The following is a 22798-nucleotide window of genomic DNA, read 5'->3' on the forward strand; positions in this document are numbered from 1 at the left end:
AGAGTCCATGTGAAGCTTCAATCTGACCCCCATTCCGGAGCGCATACGATTACCGGTTACGGTGACGGCTATGTAGAGATCAATCAGATTGCATATAGTCACGCCGTTTTATTACGCTCAGATGGGGAAATTCTGGCGTGGCCCGTAGCCTCATTTGATGACCTGGCCTCAGCCCACTTTGCTGATATGGCTATTCTCAAGCCAGAACTCATCCTGATTGGCACAGGCAAACGTCAGCGCTTCCCTAGGCCAGAACTGCTAAAAACACTGATTGATGCCAAAATTGGCTTTGAAGTCATGGATTCTCAAGCAGCTTGTAGGACGTACAACATCTTGGTTGGTGAAGGTCGTCAGGTTTTGCTTGCTCTTATCGTGGAAGCCCCTTAATGCAATTTGGCCAAATTAGGCAATCCGCTACATTAAATCCAGTAAAAATTATCGTGCTGGTTCTCATATACGCCCTACTCTGGTTTGGCACTTTGAACTATCGCCACCTTATTCCCTCCGATGAGGGCCGTTACGCAGAAATTGCTCGTGAGATGCTCGTCACTGGAGATTGGGTGACACCCCGTTACAACGGCTATAAATATTTTGAGAAGCCCCCGTTACAAATTTGGGCGACCGCTACTGCCTTTCATGTCTTTGGCATTGGGGATTGGCAAGCTCGGCTCTGGACAGCATTAACGGGATTTCTGACGATTGTGTTTGTCGGATTTACTGGTGCACGTATTTATAAGCCCAGAGCAGGCTGGTTAGCGGCTATCGCACTCGCATCTAGCCCCATGTGGGTTATTGGTGGTCACGTGAACTCCCTAGACATGGGGCTGTCTGCTTTTTTAGTGGCTGCTCTTTGTAGTCTGTTGTTGGCACAGACTGCAGATAAGTCATCTGGTACCCGACATTGGATGTGGGCCTGTTGGGCATTTATGGCGCTAGCTACTTTATCTAAGGGGCTGATTGGGATTGTCATCCCCGGAATGGTCTTTGCTGTATATGCAATTACAGCCTGGGACTGGAGCATCTTCAAGCGGCTCCACATCATCAGCGGCACCGTTTTATTTTTAGCGATCACCGCACCTTGGTTTGTACTAGTAGCTGGGCGTAACCCTGAATTTTTAGAATTCTTTTTTATTCACGAGCACCTACAACGCTTTACGCAAACGGCACATAGCAGAACAGGGCCTATCTACTACTTTATCCCCCTTTTACTGATTGGTTTTTTACCATGGGTAGCTCAAATTCCAGGTGCCATCAAGCAAGCTTGGGATGAGCGCAATCGTCAATTCTCCAGCGGATGGTTATTAGCCTGTTGGTTTACAGTCATTTTTGGTTTCTTTAGTATTTCTCAATCCAAGCTACCGGGTTACATCATCCCGATCTTTCCAGCATTAGCACTACTTGTAGGTAATCGCTTAGATCGTAATTTGGGCTTTAACAATTCACTCGCGATACCCTGGCCACTACAAACCCTTTTCTTTGCAATCTTAGGTGGCATTGGATTTTTCTTCCTAGGTGAAGTCAGCAAAGAGGCGCGTCCTGATGAAATTGAAGCCTTTGCGGAGTACACCTATTGGGTGATTGCAGCACTCATTGCTTTAGTCACTTTCAGTTTGCTTGCATTTTTCCAAAGAAAGCGTAATGGCTTAGCAAGTATCAGTAGTTTTGCCAGTGGCTTTTTTCTCTGCGCCCTCATCGCGGGTACCGGCCATGAAACCCTCGGACGCGCGGTCTCTGGAATTGATTTAGTCACACAGGTCAAAGCAGGGGGAGGGATACCTCAAGATGTAAATATCTACTCGGTGAGAACACTAGATCATACCGTGCCCTTCTATTTAGGGCGGACCATGATCATGGTTGAGTTTGCAGACGAGCTTGCATTTGGCATCAAGCAGGAGCCCCACTTATGGCTACCGACATTAGACGCGTTTATCGAACGCTGGAGAGAGGATCAAGCTGCATACGCATTAATGGCCCCAGAGCAATTTGTAGAATTACAGAAAATGAATGTGCCTATGCAAGAGGTAGCTCGCGACTCTCGCCGCGTTATCGTGAAACATCCCGACGCGACAAGCACGGCTCAATAGCTCTACTTCAAGGCGCATCATGTCCACTTCTTCAGCCCCCTTTCTTCCCTTCATACCCTTCACTCGTCCCCACTTTGATCAAGCAACGATTGATGCGGTAGCTGAGGTACTGCGCTCGGGTTGGGTCACTTCTGGACCAAAATTAGCGGAATTTGAAACTGCATTAAGCGAGTATTTTGGCGGGCGTCCTGTGCGTTGCTTTGCTAACGGCACGGCAACCATGAAGATTGCTCTGCAGGTGGCTGGTATTGGGCCAGGCGATGAAGTCATCACAACACCTATTTCCTGGGTAGCTACCTCCAATGTCATTCTAAGTGTTGGCGCCACTCCCGTCTTTGTTGATGTTGATCCTGTTACCCGTAATATTGATTTAAATAAAGTGGCCGCAGCAATCACTCCTAAGACACGTGCCATCATGCCCGTCTATCTATCTGGCTTGCCTGTCAACATGGATCAGTTATGTGCGATTGCAAAAACACATGAACTGCGCGTGATTGAAGATGCTGCACAAGCTTTTGGATCCCAATGGCAAGGCAAGAGAATCGGTAGCATCGGCGATCTAGTGAGCTTTAGTTTCCAGGCAAATAAAAACTTATCCACTGTTGAAGGCGGTTGTTTAGTCCTAAATAATGCGGATGAAGCAAAATTAGCAGAGAAGTTTCGTTTGCAAGGACTTACGCGCCAAGGTATGGATGGCATGGACGTGGATGTCTTAGGTGGTAAAGATAATCTCACTGATGTGAATGCTGTGATTGGTCTGCATCAACTCAAGCAATTACCTGCATTTCAGGCGCGCAGATCTGCGCTAGCAAAACAGTACTTTTCTGCTATTCGGTCTGCAATGCACTCTGCTGGATTAAGTCATATGCAACTTGAGCTTCCAGTCGAAAACTTTATCAATACCAATTGGCATATGTTTCAGGTCGTATTGCCACTTGCGCAACTCAAGGTTGATCGCGCACAAATCATGACCGAGCTCAAAGAACTTGGCATTGGTACTGGCGTTCATTACCCTGCTATTACAGGATTTACCTTGTATCAAAAACTGGGTTACAAACTCGATGCCACCCCTATCGCTGAGCGGATTGGCCGCTCAATTTTGACCTTGCCACTCTTTCCAGGTATGGCAGATGAAGATATTGGTCGTATCACTCATGCTTTAGTGACTATTTTGCAGAAGTACGCCAAGCCATAGCCCGTAGCCCGTAGCGGCTGATTTTCGGATAATTCAGGCGGCAATGGAAGATCAGGCAAAATTGCAGCATGAGCAAGAATTTAGCCACCCTAAGCAGTAAGCCCCAACTGAGCATCGTCATCCCCGTATATAACGAGGAAGAAGGTCTACAGGCGCTATTTGATCGGCTGTATCCAGCCCTAGACAAGCTAGCTGCAAAGCGCAAAATTGCCTATGAAATCGTCTTTGTCAATGACGGCAGCAAAGATCGCTCCGCCGGCCTACTGGCAAAGCAAGTGGACTTACGACCTGATGTAAGCCGTGCAGTGTTATTTCATAGTAATTTTGGCCAGCATATGGCAATCATGGCTGGCTTTGAATATGCACGCGGTGAATACATCATTACCTTAGATGCAGACTTACAGAACCCCCCTGAAGAAATTGATGCCCTGACCAACGAGCTTCTTCAGGGTCATGACTATGTGGGCACTATTCGTGCAAATCGGCGTGATAGTTTTTTTAGAAAATTAGCATCCCGCGCGATGAATCATTTACGTCAAAAGATTACCCGCATCACGATGACTGACCAAGGCTGTATGTTGCGTGGTTACAGCCGCCGCATTGTGGACTTGGTTCGGCAGTGTGATGAAAGTAATACATTTATTCCGGCACTGGCATATACCTTTGCCGCTAATCCTACAGAAATCTCCGTCAAACACGAAGAACGCTTTGCTGGGGAATCCAAATATAGCCTTTATCAACTCATTCGTTTGAACTTTGACTTGGTCACCGGCTTCTCAGTGATGCCCTTACAGATCTTCTCGATCTTAGGTATGTTGTTGGCCCTCGCTGCAGGTAGCTTGTTTGCTTACTTACTTGTTCGTCGCTTTGTACTTGGTGCTGAGGTTGAGGGTGTCTTCACCCTATTTGCACTGACCTTTTTCTTGATTGGTGTGATGCTCTTTGGCCTCGGCTTATTAGGTGAATACATTGGTCGCATCTACCAACAAGTCAGAGAGCGCCCCCGTTACGTTGTGCAAACCGTTTTAGAGAAAAAATAATTGCACGCAGTCGTCTTTGCATATCATGACGTAGGCGTCAATTGCCTCAAGGCTTTACTCGATGCGGGCATACAGATTGATCTGGTAGTGACCCATCAAGATGACCCGCATGAGAACATCTGGTTTGGAAGTGTTGCAGCACTTTGTAAAGATCAACAGATTCCCTACATTACCCCCAGTGCTCATGAGCTCCTCGATCTCTTGCCAAAACTTTCCAAGCTCAATCCAGATTATCTCTTTTCCTTTTATTACCGCCATATGATTCCAGTCGAACTCTTGGCGTGCGCTAAGATTGCAGCCCTCAATATGCATGGCTCTTTACTACCAAGATATCGTGGGCGTGCGCCCGTCAATTGGGCCATCTTGCAGGGAGAAACAGAAACAGGCGCTACTTTGCATGTCATGGAAGTCAAACCCGATGCGGGGGATATCGTAGGGCAATCAGCCGTCTCTATCGGTCCCAATGAAACCGCTACTGAGGTCTTTGGCAAAGTCAGTCAGGCAGCAGTTGTAGTGATGCGCCAAGTGTTGCCCGAACTTCTTCAGGGAAACGTTCCGAAAACCCCCAATCATCTAACGCAAGGTAGTTATTTTGGTGGCCGTAAGCCAGCGGATGGACAAGTTATCTGGCAACAGACTGCTGCTCAGGTACATAACCTCGTGAGAGCAGTTGCACCCCCTTATCCAGGCGCTTTTACCGTATGGGAGGGCATCAGCATGATCATTGCCCGCACCAGCCTTACAGGACCATTTCCAGAGGGGCTAGATCTCGGTGCTCAGGGCATCCAAGTGGTTGATAATCAGGTATTCGGCGTTTGTGGCGACCAAAAACCCATCGCTATATTGGAATGGTTTCCTAGCAAATAACATTAGATTAAAACGAGGCAGTAAAGATGAAAAAAGTACTCATTCTTGGTGTGAACGGTTTTATTGGCCACCACCTTTCAAAGCGCATTTTGGAGACAACCGATTGGGATGTCTACGGTATGGATATGCAGAACGATCGCCTAGGTGATTTAGTCAACCATCCACGCATGCACTTTTTTGAGGGTGACATCACCATTAATAAAGAATGGGTCGAATATCACATTCGTAAATGTGATGTCATTCTGCCTTTGGTTGCCATTGCAACCCCAGCAACCTATGTACAGCAACCTTTAAAAGTATTTGAGCTCGACTTTGAGGCCAACTTACCGATCGTTCGCTCTGCAGTGAAATACAAAAAACATTTGGTCTTTCCATCCACCTCTGAAGTCTATGGCATGTGTGAGGATAGCGAATTTGATCCTGCCAGCTCCAATATGGTCTATGGTCCTATTGATAAACCACGTTGGATTTATGCTTGCTCTAAGCAATTAATGGATCGCGTGATTTGGGGTTACGGCATGGAAGGTTTACGCTTTACCCTCTTCCGCCCGTTTAACTGGATTGGTCCTGGCTTAGATAGTATCTACACGCCTAAAGAGGGTTCTTCACGGGTCGTTACCCAGTTCTTAGGCCACATCGTTCGCGGCGAAGCGATTAACTTGGTGGATGGTGGCGCTCAAAAGCGGGCCTTTACTTATATTGATGATGGTATCGATGCCTTGATGAGAATCATCGACAATCAAGATGGCATTGCTAATGGCAAGATCTATAACATCGGCAACCCTAAAAATAATCATTCCGTACGCGATCTTGCCAATCAGATGTTAGCCATTGCGCGCAGCATTCCTGAGTACGCTAAAACTGCTAATGATGTAAAGATTGTGGAAACAACTGCCGGCGCTTACTACGGCAAAGGTTATCAAGATGTTCAGAATCGGGTCCCCGCCATTGACAACACCATGAAGGAATTGGGCTGGAAACCAACGACTACGATGGACGATGCCCTGAAGAATATTTTCGAAGCCTATCGCCACGATGTTGAAAAAGCCCGTCACTTAGTTGACAGCGAATAATTAGAGTCTCATGGCAAAAATCGCACTCAAGGTCGATGTAGATACCTTACGTGGCACCAAAGAAGGTGTTCCGAATTTAGCGCGTACGTTCGAGCGCTTTGGCTTGAAGGCAACTTTCTTGTTTAGCCTAGGTCCCGACCATACTGGCTGGGCGCTGAAGCGGGTATTTCGTCCAGGCTTTTTAAAGAAGGTAAGCCGCACTTCTGTGGTGGAGCATTATGGTATCAAGACCTTACTATATGGCGTTCTTCTACCAGGACCAGATATTGGTAAACAAGCTGCTGCTGAAATGCGTGCTATTGATTTAGCCGGCCATGAAACGGGTATTCATACTTGGGACCATACAGCCTGGCAAGATGCTGTTCGTAATCGGGATGCGCAATGGACTCAGATACAGATGCAAAAAAGTTGGGATCGTTTTGTAGAAATATTTGGACATCCTCCTGCAACCTATGGTGCAGCTGGATGGCAAATGAATGAAGCAGCTTTTGAACAACTTGATTTGTGGGGAATTGCGTACTCTTCAGATGGTAGAGCGGGAGCCAATCTGGCACCCTACCGTTTTGCTTTGCCATCGGGCAAAGCAAAACATGTGCAATACCCTACGACCTTGCCTACGTTTGATGAGCTGATTGGCATTGATGATGCTGATGAATTTGCTGCCGTAAAAAAGATTCTAGAGCTTACCCAAAGCAACCCCAACGATCAGGTCTTCACTTTACATGCCGAGTTAGAGGGGCAAAAGCTTCTACCTGCATTTGAGCAACTGCTTGCTGGCTGGCTCAATCAAGGCCATGACTTGGTAACGATGGGAGAGCTGCATCAATCTTGGGCGGCTACCAAGCAATTAGATAAAATAGCAGTACAGCCAGTCACTTGGGGAGAAATACCGAACCGCAGTGGCGAACTCATTTTGCAAGCAGCTTAAGTAACGCTCTAAGCAAGATACATCATTAAAGTTTAATAAGAGGGATGATCATGACTGTAGCAATTGGTAAACCAATACCCCCATGTGCTGTTCCAGCAACATCCGGGCTCACCTTTGGCCCAGAATCTGCTAAGGGCAAAAAAATGGTGATTTACTTTTATCCAAAAGATATGACGCCAGGCTGTACTGCTGAGTCGGGTGAATTTAGGGATCATATTGATGCTTTTACTCAAGCCAATACCCTGATCGTTGGAGTCTCTCGAGATACCCTCAAATCCCATGACAATTTCCGTAGCAAACTAGAACTACCCTTTGAATTGGTTGCCGATACCGAGGAGACCCTCTGCCAACTCTTTAATGTGATGAAAATGAAGAATATGTACGGCAAACAGGTTCGTGGGGTTGAACGAAGTACCTTCCTGTTTGACTCCTCGGGCAAGCTCGTCAAAGAGTGGCGTGGCTTAAAGGTTCCTGGGCATGTGACAGAGGTATTACAAGCAGCTCAAGCCGCCAATTAATTAATAGATTAATTTAATCCGGAGTACTTGCAAAGCCAAAAATTTGGGGTAAAGTTATCTACATGCACCGTAAACGACGGGAAAGTCTAACAATCTGTTTGACTCTAGGGCCTAATGATTTAAAAACAGGCTTGGTAAATGACCCCCGCTGTTTTATGAATCGATTTACTGCTGGTTTTGTTCTAAGCCGTCAATGCAATCCGCTTGACGGTTTTTTCTTTTAGGAGAGTCTTGATGCCATTACCCCCCATCCCAACGCATATTGCCGGCCAAGTAAAGATTACTGCTAAAGACACTCCTGATTTAAAGAAGCGTCCTACTCCTGCAAAAACTGTTGCAATGGAAAGTCATCATCACGATCTAGCACATGATGATGCAGAAGATTTATCTGCAGCTGAAATCGCTATTGAGAAAATGAAAGGTGGTCAGCGCCCTTCGCAGCAAGTACGAAATGACAACAAACCCATCATCACTCCCGAAAAACCAAAACGGATGATTCGTACTGGCCCTCCCAGTCTGTTTGTCTTAGACACTAACGTATTAATGCACGATCCTAGCTCCCTATTTCGTTTCTCGGAGCATGACCTCTTCTTGCCAATGACAACTCTTGAGGAGTTAGATAACCATAAGAAAGGTATGACGGAAGTTGCGCGTAACGCTCGTACTGTCAGTAGATCATTAGATCAATTGGTGGCAGGCACAAGCGGCACCTTAGATGAGGGTATTCCACTTAATAAATTGGGTAATCAAGACGTATCTGGTCGACTTTATTTTCAGACTAAATTAACTACGCTTACTCTGCCTGAGGGCTTACCTGAGGGTAAAGGCGATAACTTGATTTTGGCTGTAGTGAGTGAACTACAAAAAACACGCAAAGGGCAAGAAGTTGTCTTGGTATCCAAAGATATCAATATGCGTATTAAAGCTCGTGCCTTAGGACTGCCTGCTGAAGATTACTTCAACGATCAAGTGCTAGAAGATCGTGATTTGATGTATTCCGGTGTGTTGACTTTACCTGCTGACTTTTGGCCAAAACATGGCAAGAATATGGAAAGTTGGGCTGATGGAAAATCTGGCACGATGTTTTATAGAGTGACTGGCCCCAGCGTAGCCGGCATGCTAGTAAATCAGTTTGTGTACCAAGAAAATCCCGATGGCTCTACCCCATTCTATGCACAAGTAAAAGAGATCAATGGTAAAACTGCCCTCTTACAAACCTTACGAGATTATTCACATCAGAAAAATAATGTGTGGAGCGTCACTGCGCGCAATCGCGAGCAAAACTTTGCCATGAATTTACTCATGAATCCTGAAGTAGACTTTGTCACATTGCTAGGTCAAGCAGGAACCGGGAAAACCTTGCTAGCCTTGGCTGCTAGCCTGGAACAAGTCCTGGATAGCAAACGCTATAACGAGATTATTATTACGCGAGCCACCGTACCGGTTGGCGAGGATATTGGCTTCTTGCCAGGAACCGAAGAAGAAAAAATGCAGCCTTGGATGGGCGCTTTTGATGACAATCTAGAAGTACTCCAACGCAATGAAGATAATGCTGGTGAATGGGGTCGCGCTGCTACTCAAGAACTCATCCGCTCACGTATTAAAGTAAAGAGTATGAACTTTATGCGCGGCAGGACTTTTGTCAGCAAGTTTGTCATCATTGATGAGGCGCAAAACTTAACGCCTAAGCAAATGAAAACTTTAGTCACACGTGCGGGCCCTGGCACCAAAATTGTGTGTCTAGGTAATATTGCTCAAATTGATACGCCCTATTTAACAGAAGGCTCCTCAGGCCTCACCTATGTTGTTGATCGCTTCAAAGGCTGGCGTCACGGTGGTCACGTCACGCTTGCGCGTGGTGAGCGCTCTCGTTTAGCAGATCATGCTGCCGACGCCCTCTAAGCAAACTTCCTCATGCCGCACTCTTTTAGGGTGCGGCTTTTTTATTGGGATGATTTGCATACTGCTTGGTGTACAAGGCTGTAGTTCTATTGGTACTCGATCCAATGCTAGTAAAGTGGTGCAGTTCAAGCAAGATACCAGTGTTGGAACAGAAGATATATCGATAGCTGCTGTCGGCCTAGTGGGGGTGCCTTATCGCTTTGGTGGCAATACGCCTAAGAGTGGGTTTGATTGCAGTGGTCTCATTAGCTATGTGTACTCTAAATCAGCCAACATCAAATTACCGCGCACTATTCAAGAGATGAGCAGCAGAGGAAGAAGCGTGGAAAACCAAGCGCCTGCACCAGGAGATTTAGTCTTTTTCAACACCACTGGAGAGAAGTACTCGCATGCTGGAATCTATGTGGGTCAAGGAAGATTTGTCCATGCACCTAGTGCTGGGGGTACTGTCCGCCTTGAGTACATCACTACGCCTTACTGGGCAGCTAGGTTTACTGAAGCAAGAAGACTGACTGCCCAGTAAGCCATATAGGAATAGTTAAATCATATTTATTTGTAAAACTAATAAATAGTAGCCCTAAAGCTAATATTTATCAGCGTACTTATTGAGATAATCAACTTTATTAAAACAACCAATTCGTTAAAACAGGAAACAAGTAATGAACAGTATTGATTTTGGCTATATCCAGCAGATTCTCATCACTGCTGCCACTGATGTGGGCCTAAAAATTCTGGCAGCTATTGCGCTTTGGATTGTGGGTCGATGGCTCATTGGTGTCGCATTGAAAATCATTCGCACCGGATTAGAGTCTCAGAAAGTAGACCCCACGCTACTGCGTTACATTGGATCCGTAGTTTCAGTCACCCTCAATATTCTCCTGGTTATCGGAATACTGGGTTACTTTGGTATTCAAACTACTAGCTTTGCCGCATTAATTGCTACCGCTGGTATTGCTATTGGTGCTGCATGGGCTGGCTTACTCTCAAACTTTGCTGCGGGTGTTTTTATTATTATGTTGCGGCCATTTAAAGTTGGAGATTTTGTTACAGCAGGAGGTATTACTGGAACTATAAAAGAGATTGGACTTTTTTCTTCCACCATAAATACACCTGACAATATTGCAACTATGATTGGTAATAACAAGATTCTGGGCGATACGATTCAGAACTTTAGTAATACGCCCTATCGCCGCGTAGATCTCAAATGTCAACTCTCATCAGCAGCAGACCAATCAGCTGCCATGCAATTACTGCGTGAAAAGATTGCAGCAATTCCCAATGTTTTGAAAGATCCGGCTATTGAAGTGAATATTTTAGAGTTCAATCTTGTTGGCCCGGTATTAGCAGTACGTCCCTACTGCAGCAACAATGATTATTGGCAGGTCTACTTTGATAGTAATCGCGTTATGAGTGAATCCTTATCCCAAGCTGGATTCCCGGCACCAATGGCGTCTCAGAATATGATTATGAAACAGAGCTAATTTTTGTAGTTACATGGATGTTCATCACTGTTGTAGCTGTAAATCCACCACTTAGGAGAATCCTGCATGAAAAAAATGATTATTGCCTTAAGCATTGCTCTTAGTTTTACCATTCCCTCTTTAGCATTTGCAGACCAAGCGGCTTGTGAAGCTAAAGCGGTCAGTAAGGAAGGTAAGCCTTTATATGGGGCAGCCAAAGATGCTTCCATTAAAAAGTGTTTGGGTGCAGCGCCTGCCGACAAAGGTTGCGAGGCTAAAGCAATCAGCAAAGACGGTAAGCCATTGTATGGCGCAGCTAAGGCAGCCTCGATTAAGAAATGTGAAGGCGCTTAAGTTATAGTCTTACTGTTTCGCTATGTAAAAAGCCTCGTATGTGAAACTCACTACGAGGCTTTTTTATTTTCTTGAGTAAATAATTTAGAACGGCTCATACCCACCGCTGGAGTAGCCTACTGAGCCCATCGCTAAATTATCAAACTTAGTATACGGGCCTTGCCAACTTAAACGTACTGTACCAATGGGTCCGTTACGCTGCTTGCCGATAATAATCTCTGCCATGCCTTTGTCTGTCGTTGTATCGGGGTGATAGACCTCATCACGATAGATAAACATAATTAAGTCAGCATCCTGCTCGATCGCACCAGACTCTCGTAAGTCAGACATAATGGGGCGCTTATTAGGCCGTTGCTCCAAGCCACGATTTAACTGTGACAAGGCAACTACAGGACACTGCAATTCTTTGGCAAGCGATTTGAGTGATCGTGATATTTCAGAAATCTCTGTAGCCCGGTTTTCAGAACCGGAACCACTCATCAACTGCAAGTAATCGATCACAACAAGGCCTAGCGTGCCGCCGAAGTTACGGGCAATACGACGTGCTCTTGCACGCAACTCTAAGCTGGATAAAGCACCGGTCTCATCAATTAAAATTTGGGTATTACTTAAGCGGGCAATCGCATCAGTCACACGTGGCCACTCATCATCTTGCAACTTACCAGTACGCATGCGACTTTGATCAACGCGCCCAACGGAACCCAATAAACGAGAGGCAAGTTGCTCACCCGACATCTCCATTGAAAACACAACAACGGGCAATCCTTCTGCCAAAGCAACGTTCTCAGCAATGTTGAGTGCGAATGCAGTGTTGTGAGTCACTACATAATCATTTGTAATGTAGGTTCTAGATGGGTGACTTACAGAAATACATTGGGCACTCGTGACTCTTGATGGTTCAATAGATTTGAATGTGAGTCTGCGTTGACGGTCCCAATGGGTTCTGAGTCTGGCTTTTTTCTCGGTTAAAGTAAAAGCATCGAAACCTGCGGGAAAACTCATATTCAAAACATAGGCTAGTCGACCCTGCTTCTTTTCACCTAGGTAGGTATAACTAGACTGCTTATGCGCTATTGAGCAAAATCCACCCAAGGATCTAGCCAATGAAGCTATATCCTTACCCAATTGCTCGCTAACAGTGCAATAACGAATAGAGCCCCACTTCTCAATCCAACCATCAGTATCCATCAGGCCCTGAAATAAAGCTAAGCGAGATGCTTTATCTGCCTCTAGGTACTGAGTGGGAATAAATTTTTCAAAGCTACGGCAACCTAGCACCCCTAGTTCATGGAGTGTCGACCTAAAGTAATTTGTCGGTACCGAGACTCTTGCTCCATTTGCGGCAATTCTGCTTTTTGAAACCAATCTCCAGTCGTAGGCATTGGCATGAACTAATTCCATCTCGTAGCCAGCGAGCGCATTCATACGATCTACAAGCTCAGGAGATTTAGTGGAGAACATCACACTTTTATGAGATAACGCTAGAGTTCCATCACCTAGCAGTGCACCTAAAACCCAAGGGTTAATAGGCAACTTTTCAGAATGTCCAAAGTCACCTGATACAGGATCAATCCAAAGGCGATTTTTGTAACGCACGCAGGCCAGCATTTCAATTAAACGCTTTGTACTGATGACTCGAGCCTCAGACCAATCACGGTACATCACGCGCCATAAATGCTCGTCGCAACATTCGGCTTCGCGCCCATCAGAAAAAGTAACTTTGTATATTTCTTTAGTGCCCTGAGGATAAACTCCCGTGACCATAGAATGTTGGCCATCCACTGAAGCTAAGCGATCACCAAAACGGAGGTCTCCCATACGCTTCCAACCATCGACTGTTTTTACTTTGGCATCTAGAGGCTGCGCTTTACCCATCGATGGTCTTCCAGCCACAATGACTAGATCACCTTTTTGCAGGCCACTCGTTTGTTTATCTAAATCAATAAAGCCTGTGGCAATACCAGTAATATCACTCCCGCCTTGGCGGTTGTAGAGTTCATCAATTCTTGCCACTACTGTTTTTAAAAGAGGTTCAATCTCAAGATAGTCTGCTTTGCGACTACCTTCTTCACCGATTTGTAAAATCCGAGATTCCGCTTCATCCAATAGGGTTCTAACTGAACGACCCTCAGGTACAAAAGCAGAATTCACAATGTTGTCAGATACCTCGATCAAGCGACGCAAAATACTACGGTCACGAACGATATCGGCATAGCCTTTAATGTTCGCTGCACTTGGAGTGCTCTGCGCTAAAGAATTCAGGTAGTCAATACCCACTAAATCACCGCCCTGTTCGGACTTGACGGCCTCATGAACGGTAATGACATCAGCGGGATGATTGTCGCCCACTAAACGCTGGATGACCTTATAGATCAGCGCATGTTCAGGACGATAGAAGTCTTTGTCTGATAACACACCGCCTAGGCGATCCCAAGCTGCGTTATCAATCAGCAGACCGCCGAGCAAAGATTGCTCGGCTTCTACAGAATGGGGTGGTACTTTTAAGGCCTGCAAGGCTGCGTCCCCAGAACCCATCATGCCGGGATTTGGCGTAAGGGTACGAGGACGGGATTCAGCCATGAGGCTAGCGGTTTACTAAAAACCTAAGTTCTAGAACTTACGCTTGCTCACCAACTACACGGATAGTGATATCAGCCACTACATCGGTATGAACAGCAACCGCTACAGGGTGATCACCAACCATTTTCAATGGGCCAGTAGGCATACGAATGGACGCTTTTTCAATCACAAAGCCCTTAGCCTTCAGAGCATCAGCGATGTCATGGTTGGTTACAGAACCAAACAAACGGCCATCCACTCCTGCTTTTTGACCGATGTCGAGCACCAAGTCTTTGAGCTTAATGCCCACTGCTTGCGCAGCAGCCAATTTCTCAGCAGCTATTTTTTCCAACTCAGCACGACGAACAGCAAAATCAGCAATCGCTGCTTCAGTTGCACGACGGGCTTTACGTTGTGGGATCAGGAAATTACGAGCGAAGCCGTCTTTAACGCGAACTACATCGCCCAGGTTGCCCAAGTTAATTACTTTTTCTAAAAGAATGATTTGCATTGAGGGCTCCCGATTATTTCTTGTGTTGATCAGAGAATGGCAACAGTGCCAGGAAACGCGCACGCTTGATAGCCGTGTCTAACTGACGCTGATACTTTGCCTTTGTACCTGTCAAACGAGCAGGGGTAATCTTAGCATTTTCACCAACAAAGTCTTTTAATGTATCGACATCTTTGTAGTCAATCTGCTCAACGCCACCAACAGTGAAACGGCAATAACGCTTACGCTTGAACAGTGGGTTCTGGGCAGGTTTCTTTTTGAAATCGGGTTTTTTTCCAAACGCCATGATGATTTCCTCTTTAATTTTTCAATTGAATATGGGTGATATGAAAAACCAGTCTTTGATTACGTAGAGTCTTGGGTGCTAAGAATCCTTCGAACACTGCCTGGGCTCCTAAATCCATTTGCTCTAAACCCTGTTGTATAGGGCCAATCGCTATGGCTTCAACATTCATCTGAATTCTCCTTGCTGATCCTACCTCGTTTACTTCGCCGCTATGTTCTAGCTGACAATGCATCACCGGTATTCCTGCAGGGGTGAATCGAATCGCGTCTTTAGATACCAAGAATGCAGTGAGGGTGAAATGATTCAACGCCGCTCCGTCACTCTGATCCGTTTTCTAGTCTCAGTTTTCCTCTTCAAATTTCTAACTTAGACTGCCGCTGCTGCAGTAACTGCAGGAGCATCAGTTTGAGCAGATTTACGGGCTTCTTCACGCTGCACTTCTTTCATCATGATAGAAGGCTCTGTTTCGGCTTTCTTTGTCTTGATGATGAGGTGACGCAAAACAGCATCGTTAAATTTGAACGCATGCTCGAGCTCTTCCAGAGTTTTCTGGTCGCACTCAATATTCATGCAAACGTAGTGGGCTTTAGCAAGCTTGTCGATCATGTAAGCCATCTGACGACGACCCCAATCTTCAATGCGATGGACTTTGCCGCCAGCAGTTGCTAACGTCGCTTTGTAGCGATCAATCATCGCGGGCACTTGCTCGCTTTGGTCCGGATGGACGATAAAAACGATTTCATAATGACGCATCAAACACTCCTTCAGGATAAAGTCACCTGGGCGTCTTGCTCACTTCCGATGGTGGTTGAAGAGAGCGCCAGTGTGACAAGGTAGTAACAAATTGTAGGTAGAACTTACAACACATTCACTGCTTTTAAATCCTTACCGAATCACAGGTAAGTCCGCTATTCTAGCAAAAAAATCCTGCCAAGTCAGGGCTTTACCATCTAATTTCTGCTCTTTTGCTGCATAGAGCGCCAATTGGAGTGCAATCCTGGCTCTGGGAGCCGAAAACGCGCCTGAGGCTAGGCAGATGGCGGAGTCTATTCCGGGAAGATGGGGGGCAACAAAGCCAGCCCCTGTCCTTGTCGATCTCACTAATGCAATCCCTTGCTTGGCGGCCTCATTCAAGGGGATTTTCCAGTCATCATGTATTCCACCAGCCCCTGTTCCAGCAAGTATCAGGCCGTTTACCTCACTTTTGAGCCAGTGAGTAATGGTTTGAGCTCGGGCACCAGCATGGCTAGTCAAAATCTCTACCCATGGCCAGTGATCTTCGGGGGGTATCGCTAAGTCTTCCGCCCAGGAAGCTTGAACCGCTTTGACACCAGAGAGCCATGATGGGTTGATCAACCCTACTGAGCTCGAGGGAGAATCCTGCATAGGGGCATTCAAATTGGTAGTGTGTCGCTTCGCTACATCCATTGCTAGGCAGCCTCGCCCATCCATGACGGCATAAATACCGCCGGGGCAATTTTCAATTGCCGTACTAGCCCAACGAAGGGCATCCACCAAATTCGATGGCCCATCTGCTTCTGGCGCATTGCTCGGACGCATAGCGCCCGTGAGAACCACTCTTTTCTTGTGGGTCAGTGCATGCTTACCGCAAGTTAACTGAAGAAACAAACCCGTTTCTTCGAGGGTATCCGTGCCATGAGTAATCACAATCCCTCTCACTGCAGGATCATTTAATGCAAACCGCACAGCAATCCCCAGTTTAGTGAGAAGGCTATCACTGAGATTGCGACTATCGATGTTCGCCACTTGCTGAGAAACCAGACTGAGGTCAGCTGGGACAGCAGACTGAATATGTTGAACCAATTCACCCACTCCCACGACGCCAGCTTCATATTGAAGAGGGCTTTCCTGTGGCTTAGAAGCTAAACCGGCAATGGTTCCACCCATTCCTAAAATCAGAATATGGGGCGATTGACCTAAATTGTGGGAATTTGAGTGCATTTCTTATTATCCCTCTCAAAATCCCTTGAATTATCAAATAGTGCTGTATACAATCCCAGTATGGATATAAATACAGTCGATTTTCTAGAGGAGCTGACTGCCCTCCCTAAGCTCACTTCTCGTCAGAGTGAGATTTTAGATCTCATTACTAATGCTATTGAGGATAGTGGTTCACCTCCCACACGCGCAGAAATTGCGAACCGACTGGGTTTTGCTTCTGCCAATGCTGCAGAAGAGCATTTACGTGCACTAGCAAAAAAAGGATATATCGAACTGACACCGGGTACTTCTCGCGGCATTCGTATTCCACAACGATTTAATCAATCTCACAATCCTAATAAATATCGCCAAATGTCTTTACCTTCTGGCGCGCTTCAGCAACTCACACTTCCTTTAATCGGTCGGGTGGCTGCGGGCTCCCCCATCATGGCGATCGAACATATTGAAAAACATTTACCAATTGACCCAAGCTTATTTAGTAAGGGCGCAGACTATTTGCTTAAAGTGGTTGGAATGAGTATGCGCGACGCTGGCATTTTGGATGGTGACTATCTAGCGGTCAGAAAAACATCTGAAGTACGCAATGGTGACATCGTGGTGGCCCGTCTAGATGATGAGGTCACGGTCAAACGCTGGAAGCAAAAGAAGACTGCGGATGGCATGGTAATTGAGTTACAAGCCGAAAATCCAGACTTCAAAAATATTCTGGTGGATAGTCGTCAAATGAATTTTGCGATTGAAGGCCAGGCGGTTGGACTCATCAGATCTGGCGGCCTCTGAGCCCCGTAAAATATAGCAAAAGGCCTCTTTGTTAGAGGCCTTTTTTTATTGCTATTTATTCGTCAAGCTACCCGGTGACTGGATTACGTATTACCCTATTTTTTACTCGGCGCAACGACGTTTGCATTTTTAGGTGATGCAGTAATCGTAATGATAGTCTTTGGACCAGTGAGAGAGCCTTCGGTGAGTTCTACTGTGGATGTGCGATCCCCTTTTGTAAATACTAAAATACTCGTTTTAGATTTCACTGCACTAATTGTGGTCCAGCCAGCCTTAGGATACTCAGCCTGAAAGAATGCGTAAATATCTGTTGGAGTTTGGACGCCCGATAACACCACGCGACCTACCCAGTTATCACCGCGACCAATGATGAGTGAATCCGGACCAATAATTTTGGAGGCAGCAGGCAAAGGCATGTCACCCAATAGTTGCGCCTGAATTTCTTGAACTTCACTTGGCGTTCCAGTAGGTGAATCTCCAGAAGATGCGCAGGCAGCTAAGAGTGCAGAGAGCATCAATGCTGCAACTGAGGTGCTGAGTCGCTGGTATGGAGTCATTTTTTCGCCCTAGTCGTAAATCAAATTAATTACTATTCTTCATTAAAAATATTAAAGGTGATGCTCCGTAATCGTCAAGCGACATTACTGGAGGCGCGTGAGGGAATCGAACCCCCGTACGAAGCTTTGCAGGCTCCTGCCTAACCACTCGGCCAACGCGCCATTAACCAAAATCAAAAATGGGAAGCTTTTCAGGGCTTCCCATCGAACTTGGAGCGGGAAAGGAGGTTCGAACTCCCGACCTATACCTTGGCAAGGTATCGCTCTACCAGCTGAGCTATTCCCGCATAACAGGGCAACAGTTTAACAAACAATTGCAGACTGGGCATTATTCCCTAAGGAGGGCAAGACTTTAGTTTGGCCAGTCATAGCGAGAGCCTTGTCTTAAATGGGTCTGCCGTCTTTACTTACCCTTCTCCACTAATTGAGGCAAGGCTTTTTGCATGTAATAGAACATTGACCATAGTGTTAGGAAGGATGCAATCCATATCAGCCAAGTGCCCAGTTGCGCGCAATTTAGCCATCCAAATAAGGTGTCATTAAGCAGTAGGAAGGGGATAGCCACCAACTGTGCGGTTGTTTTCAGCTTACCGACCATATGCACTGCAACACTTTTGCCAGCCCCTAGGAGCGCCATCCATTCACGAAGTGCTGAGATCGTGATTTCACGGCCGATAATGATGAGGGCAACCCAGACCTGCACACGGTCCATATTCAAGAGCACCAACAATGCAGCAGCCACGATTAACTTATCCGCGACAGGGTCTAAAAATTGACCAAACGCAGACTCTTGTTTCATACGGCGCGCTAAAAAACCATCTAACCAATCGGTGATGGCTGCAAAGACAAAAATAATGGTCCCAATCAGATTCTTCTCAAATGGGGTCAACCAATTACCTGGTAAATAAAAGACTGCGACCAATAGCGGAATTGCGGCAACACGCAACCAGGTCAAAGCAATCGGTAGATTAAAAGGCATAACTCAAGGATAAACCAATGTACCGATAATCCACGAATACTGAGAAATCAATGTAGCTGTCGATAAATCTGCTCTGCCAAAGTTGTGGAAATTCCCTCCACACTCGCGATTTCTTCAATGGTGGCATTTGATACACCCCGGAGCCCTCCAAAGCGGGCTAAAAGCTTCTGGCGGCGCTTGGCACCAATGCCCTCTATCTCCTCCAGCTGAGAAACCATTCTGGCTTTTGCACGCTTAGCACGCATACCTGTAATCGCGAATCGATGAGCCTCATCACGAATTTGTGCCACGAGTAGTAATGCTGCACTATCAATACCTAATTCGAGGGCCTTGCGGCCATCGGCAAAGATGAGGGTTTCTAAACCCACCTTCCGGCCCTCGCCTTTAGCGACGCCCACAATCAAACTAATATCCATTCCAAACTCTGAGAGAACTTGCCTTGCCATCTCTACTTGCCCTTTACCTCCATCAATCAAAATGACCTGTGGCATCTTCTCCACTGGTAACTCCTGAAAATTAGCGTAGCGGCGCTGCAAGACTTGCCGCATTGCGGCGTAATCATCTCCCGGAGTGATGTCATTAATATTGAAGCGGCGGTACTCGCTTGCTTGCATTACATTTTTTGCGTACACCACGCATGAGGCTTGAGTCGCCTCCCCCGATGTATGGCTAATATCAAAACATTCGATTCGCAAATGCTCCAGACTCTCTAACTCCAAACTCAGAATATCGGCCAATGAACGGGCTCGAGCCAATTGCCCACCTGTCTCAACCAGTCGTTTAGCAATCGCAATTTTGGCATTACCTTCTGCCATCGCTAACCAATGACGCCTCTGCCCTTGAGGCTGATGCAAAAAGGTAATGCGCTTCCCAGCCTGTGCATTTAATAAGTCATGCAAGCTTTCTGGTGAGGCTTCATCTAGCTCTAAACCATCATCACTGGCTCTTTGCAGTGGATGATTCAGAATCAGTACGGGAGGAATGAGGTTGGGGGAAGCCTCGCTATCTGCGGGCTTTTCTTCTAAATAATGTTGTGCGATAAATGCTTCCAAAATTTCAGTAGGGGGCGGGAGTTCACCAGCAGTAGTGCGTAAACCTTTAGGGAAATAAGCACGATCACCTAGATGTCGGCCCCCTCGAATCATGGCCAAGTTCACACACACCACACCTTCCATTTGCGCCACTGCGATGACATCTACATCACCCTCACCATCAGCCACGGTATCCATAGACTGCTGCTGTAATACACCAGAGAGATCAGTAATGCGATCGCGTAATACCGCGGCCATCTCAAATTCCATGGCTTCGCTGTAGGCATGCATTTCTTTCTCAAGCTCAGATAAAACACGGCTATGATCACCCTCCAAGAAGCGCGTAGCCTGCGCTACATCTTGTTTGTACTGCTCAACACTGAGGCGGCCCACACAAGGCGCACTGCAACGATGAATTTGATGTAATAAACAAGGACGGCTGCGGTTCTTAAACACAGAATCCTCACAGGTGCGTAAACGAAAGACTTTTTGTAGTATCTGCACGCTATTACGCACAGCCCATGAATTTGGAAAAGGTCCAAAGTAATGATTACGCTTATCCACTTTCCCGCGATAAGAGGCTAACCTGGGAAATTGGTGCCCTGTTAACATCACATAGGGGTAAGACTTGTCATCCCGAAATAAAATATTAAACGGGGGCGCTAACTCTTTAATCAGATTGTTCTCTAGAATGAGGGCTTCTGTTTCTGAGCGTGTTACCGTGGTTTCATAACGAGCGATTTTGCCCACCATTAGCGCGATACGCGGTGATAGTTGGGTACGCTGAAAGTAACTAGAAACACGTTTTTTGAGGTGGCGCGCTTTACCGACATACAAAATATGTCCCACCTCATCATAGAAGCGATACACCCCCGGTAGTCCGGGTAGCCGTTTAACATCCTGCTGAAGGGTTTCAAAAAGCGAATTACTCATGCGTTGGGATATTTTCTGTCAAATCGTCGATAACTATGGTGATGCTGGTATTTGCTGGCGTCTAGCGAGAAGCTTAACAAGTCTTCACGGCCAACAGGTACGAATTTTTTGTGATGACTTACCAACCCTTAATTTACTCGCTTCTGGCGTTGATCCAAATATCAAAGCCAAGATTGAACTCCTGCCGTGGGAAGCAAGCTTAAGCAACAACCGCCACGCCGTCACAACCCCGGATGTCGTAATTGAAGCCTTCGGCTGCGATCTACCGGAACGATATATCGCAGGACTCCTGATTGCCACCAAAAAACCGATCATCATTAATTTAGAGTATCTCAGTGCCGAGCCGTGGATTGTTGATTTTCATGGGAAAGCCTCCCCTCAAGCACATGGCATAGCGAAGTACTTTTTCTTTCCAGGATTCCAAGCTACTACAGGGGGAATTTTGATTGACCCCCTACCGAAGCAACTAAGCAGTAGTGCTACACCAATCCCGGAGAAGCTACAAAGTAGTTGGGCAAGATTACGTCCAAAGACAAAACGGATGAGCGTTTTTTGCTACCCAGGTGCACCGCTACTAAAGTGGCTAGAAGATCTAGCCACTTTGGGTGAAGATATCGATATTGTTATGACGGCTGGTCAACTAGAACAATTACGCCTTAGTACTGGACAGCGAATTGATCTTCCCAAACACGTACAACTGATCTCTATTCCATTTGTTTCTCAAGATGAATATGACTGGGTACTCTCCCAATGTGACTTTAATGTCGTTCGGGGAGAAGATTCCTTTATTCGAGCTCAACTGGCAGGCAAGCCTTTCATATGGCACATTTATCCTCAGGAAGATCGTGCCCATGAAGTAAAACTCGCCGCATTCTTAGATTTATATCTTGTAGGGGCAGATCAAGGTCTGAGACTTGCCATCATCGCTGCGATGACGTGGGCAATGCCCAGTCAATGGATTGGCAGCCTGGAACCCTGGAATACGCATGCCAAGGCTTGGTATGCAGATTTACTGGAAAAACAGGCTGATGGAGGCCTCGCTGCCCGTCTCATCGACTTTGTAGCCTGATCCTAAGGCGCATAGCCGTCCAAGGCGGTTACAATCTTCTTTTTGATAAAAACCGCAGATCAATAACTCTGCAATCAGGGCTAGCAAGATGAAAACAGCACAAGAACTCCGCGTAGGTAACGTAGTAATGATCGGCACAGATGCTATGGTCGTTCTCAAGGCGGAATACAGCCGCTCAGGCCGCAACTCATCCGTTGTGAAAATGAAATTTAAGAACTTACTCAGTGGTGCGCCGAACGAAGGCGTATACAAAGCAGATGATAAGTTTGATATCGTGATCTTGGATAAGAAAGAATGTACTTATTCCTACTTTGCAGATCCGATGTATGTATTTATGGATACTGAATACAACCAATATGAGGTTGAGTCTGAGTTCATGGGCGATGCTTTGAACTACCTTGAAGAAGGTATGCCCTGTGAGGTAGTGTTCTACGAAGGTAAAGCACTCTCTGTGGCAATGCCAAACTCTTTAGTTCGTGAAATCATTTACACAGAACCCGCAGTTAAGGGTGATACAAGCTCGGGCAAAGTATTAAAGACTGCCAGACTGGCCACCGACTATGAATTACAAGTGCCTTTATTCTGCAACACAGGTGACAAGATTGAGATTGATACGCGCACTGGGGAGTATCGCAGTCGCGCAAACTAAGGGTTTAGGAATGTTTATTAGACAGTAAAGCCCAGCATGCTGGGCTTTACTGTCTAATGCG

23 protein-coding genes, 2 tRNA genes and 1 pseudogene are annotated in these 22798 nt (G+C 46.2%); 15 read left to right on the forward strand and 11 right to left on the reverse strand.

The genetic code is table 11. From position 1 onward, the window contains the following. Positions 1–9 precede the first annotated feature (9 nt). The 12 genes and pseudogenes from DCO16_RS08065 (at position 10) to DCO16_RS08120 (ending at position 11421) form a co-directional block, all read left to right on the forward strand. On the forward strand, positions 10–387 hold the full coding sequence (locus tag DCO16_RS08065; RefSeq protein ID WP_173943168.1) for an Mth938-like domain-containing protein: 378 nt from the start codon (positions 10–12) through the stop codon (positions 385–387). Continuing rightward, complete coding sequence (locus DCO16_RS08070; protein ID WP_173943169.1) at positions 387–2084, forward strand: ArnT family glycosyltransferase; 1698 nt, start codon at positions 387–389, stop codon at positions 2082–2084. Before DCO16_RS08065 ends, DCO16_RS08070 begins: the two co-directional genes overlap by 1 nt. 19 nt (positions 2085–2103) lie before the next feature. Further along, the gene (locus DCO16_RS08075) at positions 2104–3279 is read left to right on the forward strand and encodes a DegT/DnrJ/EryC1/StrS family aminotransferase (RefSeq protein ID WP_173943170.1); all 1176 of its coding nucleotides are present in this window, start codon (positions 2104–2106) and stop codon (positions 3277–3279) included. 68 nt (positions 3280–3347) lie between these two features. Beyond that, a complete protein-coding gene (locus tag DCO16_RS08080; RefSeq protein WP_173943171.1) occupies positions 3348–4319 on the forward strand; it encodes a glycosyltransferase in 972 nt (323 codons plus the stop codon). Beyond that, a complete protein-coding gene (locus DCO16_RS08085; RefSeq protein ID WP_173943172.1) occupies positions 4320–5186 on the forward strand; it encodes a formyltransferase in 867 nt (288 codons plus the stop codon). It begins immediately after the preceding gene. A 26-nt stretch (positions 5187–5212) separates the two neighbouring features. After that, complete coding sequence (locus tag DCO16_RS08090) at positions 5213–6259, forward strand: bifunctional UDP-4-keto-pentose/UDP-xylose synthase (protein WP_173943173.1); 1047 nt, start codon at positions 5213–5215, stop codon at positions 6257–6259. A gap of 10 nt (positions 6260–6269) precedes the next feature. After that, the gene (locus DCO16_RS08095; protein WP_173943174.1) at positions 6270–7187 is read left to right on the forward strand and encodes a polysaccharide deacetylase family protein; all 918 of its coding nucleotides are present in this window, start codon (positions 6270–6272) and stop codon (positions 7185–7187) included. Between the two features lie 50 nt (positions 7188–7237). Then, a complete protein-coding gene (locus DCO16_RS08100; protein ID WP_173943175.1) occupies positions 7238–7705 on the forward strand; it encodes a peroxiredoxin in 468 nt (155 codons plus the stop codon). Positions 7706–7939: 234 nt separating this feature from the next. Beyond that, positions 7940–9607 carry a PhoH family protein gene (locus DCO16_RS08105; RefSeq protein ID WP_173943176.1) on the forward strand — a complete coding sequence of 556 codons (1668 nt, stop codon included), beginning with the start codon at positions 7940–7942 and terminating at the stop codon, positions 9605–9607. Between the two features lie 133 nt (positions 9608–9740). Then, positions 9741–10118: pseudogene (locus DCO16_RS08110) on the forward strand (C40 family peptidase); the annotation flags it as partial. A gap of 148 nt (positions 10119–10266) precedes the next feature. Beyond that, positions 10267–11088, forward strand: a complete 822-nt coding sequence (locus DCO16_RS08115) for a mechanosensitive ion channel family protein (protein ID WP_173943178.1) — start codon at positions 10267–10269, stop codon at positions 11086–11088. A 66-nt stretch (positions 11089–11154) separates the two neighbouring features. Continuing rightward, positions 11155–11421, forward strand: coding sequence for a hypothetical protein (locus DCO16_RS08120; RefSeq protein ID WP_173943179.1), 267 nt, complete (start codon positions 11155–11157; stop codon positions 11419–11421). A gap of 84 nt (positions 11422–11505) precedes the next feature. Here the strand turns inward: DCO16_RS08120 and dnaB are convergent, their stop codons facing one another. From dnaB to DCO16_RS08150, 6 genes are all read right to left on the reverse strand, one after another. Continuing rightward, positions 11506–14001: a replicative DNA helicase gene (gene dnaB, locus DCO16_RS08125; protein ID WP_173943180.1), complete on the reverse strand. Its 2496-nt coding sequence runs from the start codon at positions 13999–14001 to the stop codon at positions 11506–11508. 37 nt (positions 14002–14038) lie between these two features. Then, on the reverse strand, positions 14039–14491 hold the full coding sequence (gene rplI, locus DCO16_RS08130; RefSeq protein WP_173943181.1) for a 50S ribosomal protein L9: 453 nt from the start codon (positions 14489–14491) through the stop codon (positions 14039–14041). A gap of 13 nt (positions 14492–14504) precedes the next feature. After that, on the reverse strand, positions 14505–14777 hold the full coding sequence (gene rpsR, locus DCO16_RS08135) for a 30S ribosomal protein S18 (protein WP_173943182.1): 273 nt from the start codon (positions 14775–14777) through the stop codon (positions 14505–14507). A 13-nt stretch (positions 14778–14790) separates the two neighbouring features. Next, the gene (priB, locus tag DCO16_RS08140; protein ID WP_173943183.1) at positions 14791–15084 is read right to left on the reverse strand and encodes a primosomal replication protein N; all 294 of its coding nucleotides are present in this window, start codon (positions 15082–15084) and stop codon (positions 14791–14793) included. A 59-nt stretch (positions 15085–15143) separates the two neighbouring features. Further along, positions 15144–15530 carry a 30S ribosomal protein S6 gene (rpsF, locus tag DCO16_RS08145; RefSeq protein ID WP_173943184.1) on the reverse strand — a complete coding sequence of 129 codons (387 nt, stop codon included), beginning with the start codon at positions 15528–15530 and terminating at the stop codon, positions 15144–15146. A 132-nt stretch (positions 15531–15662) separates the two neighbouring features. Further along, positions 15663–16739: an asparaginase gene (locus tag DCO16_RS08150; RefSeq protein ID WP_173943185.1), complete on the reverse strand. Its 1077-nt coding sequence runs from the start codon at positions 16737–16739 to the stop codon at positions 15663–15665. 60 nt (positions 16740–16799) lie between these two features. On the opposite strand from DCO16_RS08150, the gene lexA reads away from it, so the two are divergent. After that, on the forward strand, positions 16800–17519 hold the full coding sequence (gene lexA / locus DCO16_RS08155) for a transcriptional repressor LexA (protein ID WP_173943186.1): 720 nt from the start codon (positions 16800–16802) through the stop codon (positions 17517–17519). Positions 17520–17614: 95 nt separating this feature from the next. On the opposite strand, the gene DCO16_RS08160 is transcribed toward lexA, so the two are convergent. The 5 genes from DCO16_RS08160 to uvrC all read right to left on the reverse strand — a co-directional run bounded on the left by DCO16_RS08160 (position 17615) and on the right by uvrC (position 21019). Beyond that, entirely contained in the window at positions 17615–18076 is a 462-nt protein-coding gene (locus DCO16_RS08160; RefSeq protein WP_173943187.1) for a hypothetical protein, read from the reverse strand. An 88-nt stretch (positions 18077–18164) separates the two neighbouring features. Beyond that, positions 18165–18238 (reverse strand) — tRNA-Cys (locus DCO16_RS08165). A gap of 49 nt (positions 18239–18287) precedes the next feature. Next, positions 18288–18363, reverse strand: a tRNA-Gly gene (locus DCO16_RS08170). 116 nt (positions 18364–18479) lie between these two features. Then, complete coding sequence (pgsA, locus tag DCO16_RS08175; RefSeq protein WP_173943188.1) at positions 18480–19055, reverse strand: CDP-diacylglycerol--glycerol-3-phosphate 3-phosphatidyltransferase; 576 nt, start codon at positions 19053–19055, stop codon at positions 18480–18482. A 47-nt stretch (positions 19056–19102) separates the two neighbouring features. Continuing rightward, a complete protein-coding gene (uvrC, locus tag DCO16_RS08180; protein ID WP_173943189.1) occupies positions 19103–21019 on the reverse strand; it encodes an excinuclease ABC subunit UvrC in 1917 nt (638 codons plus the stop codon). On the opposite strand from uvrC, the gene earP reads away from it, so the two are divergent. Continuing rightward, the gene (gene earP, locus DCO16_RS08185; RefSeq protein ID WP_173943190.1) at positions 21018–22088 is read left to right on the forward strand and encodes an elongation factor P maturation arginine rhamnosyltransferase EarP; all 1071 of its coding nucleotides are present in this window, start codon (positions 21018–21020) and stop codon (positions 22086–22088) included. The genes uvrC and earP overlap by 2 nt on opposite strands. An 88-nt stretch (positions 22089–22176) precedes the next feature. Then, positions 22177–22737, forward strand: coding sequence for an elongation factor P (gene efp, locus DCO16_RS08190; protein ID WP_173943191.1), 561 nt, complete (start codon positions 22177–22179; stop codon positions 22735–22737). Positions 22738–22798: the final 61 nt, after the last annotated feature.

The sequence above is a fragment of the Polynucleobacter antarcticus genome (assembly GCF_013307245.1).
Lineage (GTDB): Bacteria > Pseudomonadota > Gammaproteobacteria > Burkholderiales > Burkholderiaceae > Polynucleobacter > Polynucleobacter antarcticus.

Excerpts from the sequence above, each read along its gene's own strand:
- DCO16_RS08070 (WP_173943169.1), top strand. The coding sequence starts at position 387 with ATGCAATTTGGCCAAATTAGGCAATCCGCTACATTAAATCCAGTAAAA.
- DCO16_RS08075 (WP_173943170.1), top strand. The coding sequence starts at position 2,104 with ATGTCCACTTCTTCAGCCCCCTTTCTTCCCTTCATACCCTTCACTCGT.
- DCO16_RS08080 (WP_173943171.1), top strand. The coding sequence starts at position 3,348 with ATGAGCAAGAATTTAGCCACCCTAAGCAGTAAGCCCCAACTGAGCATC.
- DCO16_RS08090 (WP_173943173.1), top strand. The coding sequence starts at position 5,213 with ATGAAAAAAGTACTCATTCTTGGTGTGAACGGTTTTATTGGCCACCAC.
- DCO16_RS08095 (WP_173943174.1), top strand. The coding sequence starts at position 6,270 with ATGGCAAAAATCGCACTCAAGGTCGATGTAGATACCTTACGTGGCACC.
- DCO16_RS08100 (WP_173943175.1), top strand. The coding sequence starts at position 7,238 with ATGACTGTAGCAATTGGTAAACCAATACCCCCATGTGCTGTTCCAGCA.
- DCO16_RS08105 (WP_173943176.1), top strand. The coding sequence starts at position 7,940 with ATGCCATTACCCCCCATCCCAACGCATATTGCCGGCCAAGTAAAGATT.
- DCO16_RS08115 (WP_173943178.1), top strand. The coding sequence starts at position 10,267 with ATGAACAGTATTGATTTTGGCTATATCCAGCAGATTCTCATCACTGCT.
- DCO16_RS08120 (WP_173943179.1), top strand. The coding sequence starts at position 11,155 with ATGAAAAAAATGATTATTGCCTTAAGCATTGCTCTTAGTTTTACCATT.
- dnaB (WP_173943180.1), bottom strand. The coding sequence starts at position 14,001 with ATGGCTGAATCCCGTCCTCGTACCCTTACGCCAAATCCCGGCATGATG.
- rplI (WP_173943181.1), bottom strand. The coding sequence starts at position 14,491 with ATGCAAATCATTCTTTTAGAAAAAGTAATTAACTTGGGCAACCTGGGC.
- rpsR (WP_173943182.1), bottom strand. The coding sequence starts at position 14,777 with ATGGCGTTTGGAAAAAAACCCGATTTCAAAAAGAAACCTGCCCAGAAC.
- rpsF (WP_173943184.1), bottom strand. The coding sequence starts at position 15,530 with ATGCGTCATTATGAAATCGTTTTTATCGTCCATCCGGACCAAAGCGAG.
- DCO16_RS08150 (WP_173943185.1), bottom strand. The coding sequence starts at position 16,739 with ATGCACTCAAATTCCCACAATTTAGGTCAATCGCCCCATATTCTGATT.
- lexA (WP_173943186.1), top strand. The coding sequence starts at position 16,800 with ATGGATATAAATACAGTCGATTTTCTAGAGGAGCTGACTGCCCTCCCT.
- DCO16_RS08160 (WP_173943187.1), bottom strand. The coding sequence starts at position 18,076 with ATGACTCCATACCAGCGACTCAGCACCTCAGTTGCAGCATTGATGCTC.
- pgsA (WP_173943188.1), bottom strand. The coding sequence starts at position 19,055 with ATGCCTTTTAATCTACCGATTGCTTTGACCTGGTTGCGTGTTGCCGCA.
- earP (WP_173943190.1), top strand. The coding sequence starts at position 21,018 with ATGCGTTGGGATATTTTCTGTCAAATCGTCGATAACTATGGTGATGCT.
- uvrC (WP_173943189.1), bottom strand. The coding sequence starts at position 21,019 with ATGAGTAATTCGCTTTTTGAAACCCTTCAGCAGGATGTTAAACGGCTA.
- efp (WP_173943191.1), top strand. The coding sequence starts at position 22,177 with ATGAAAACAGCACAAGAACTCCGCGTAGGTAACGTAGTAATGATCGGC.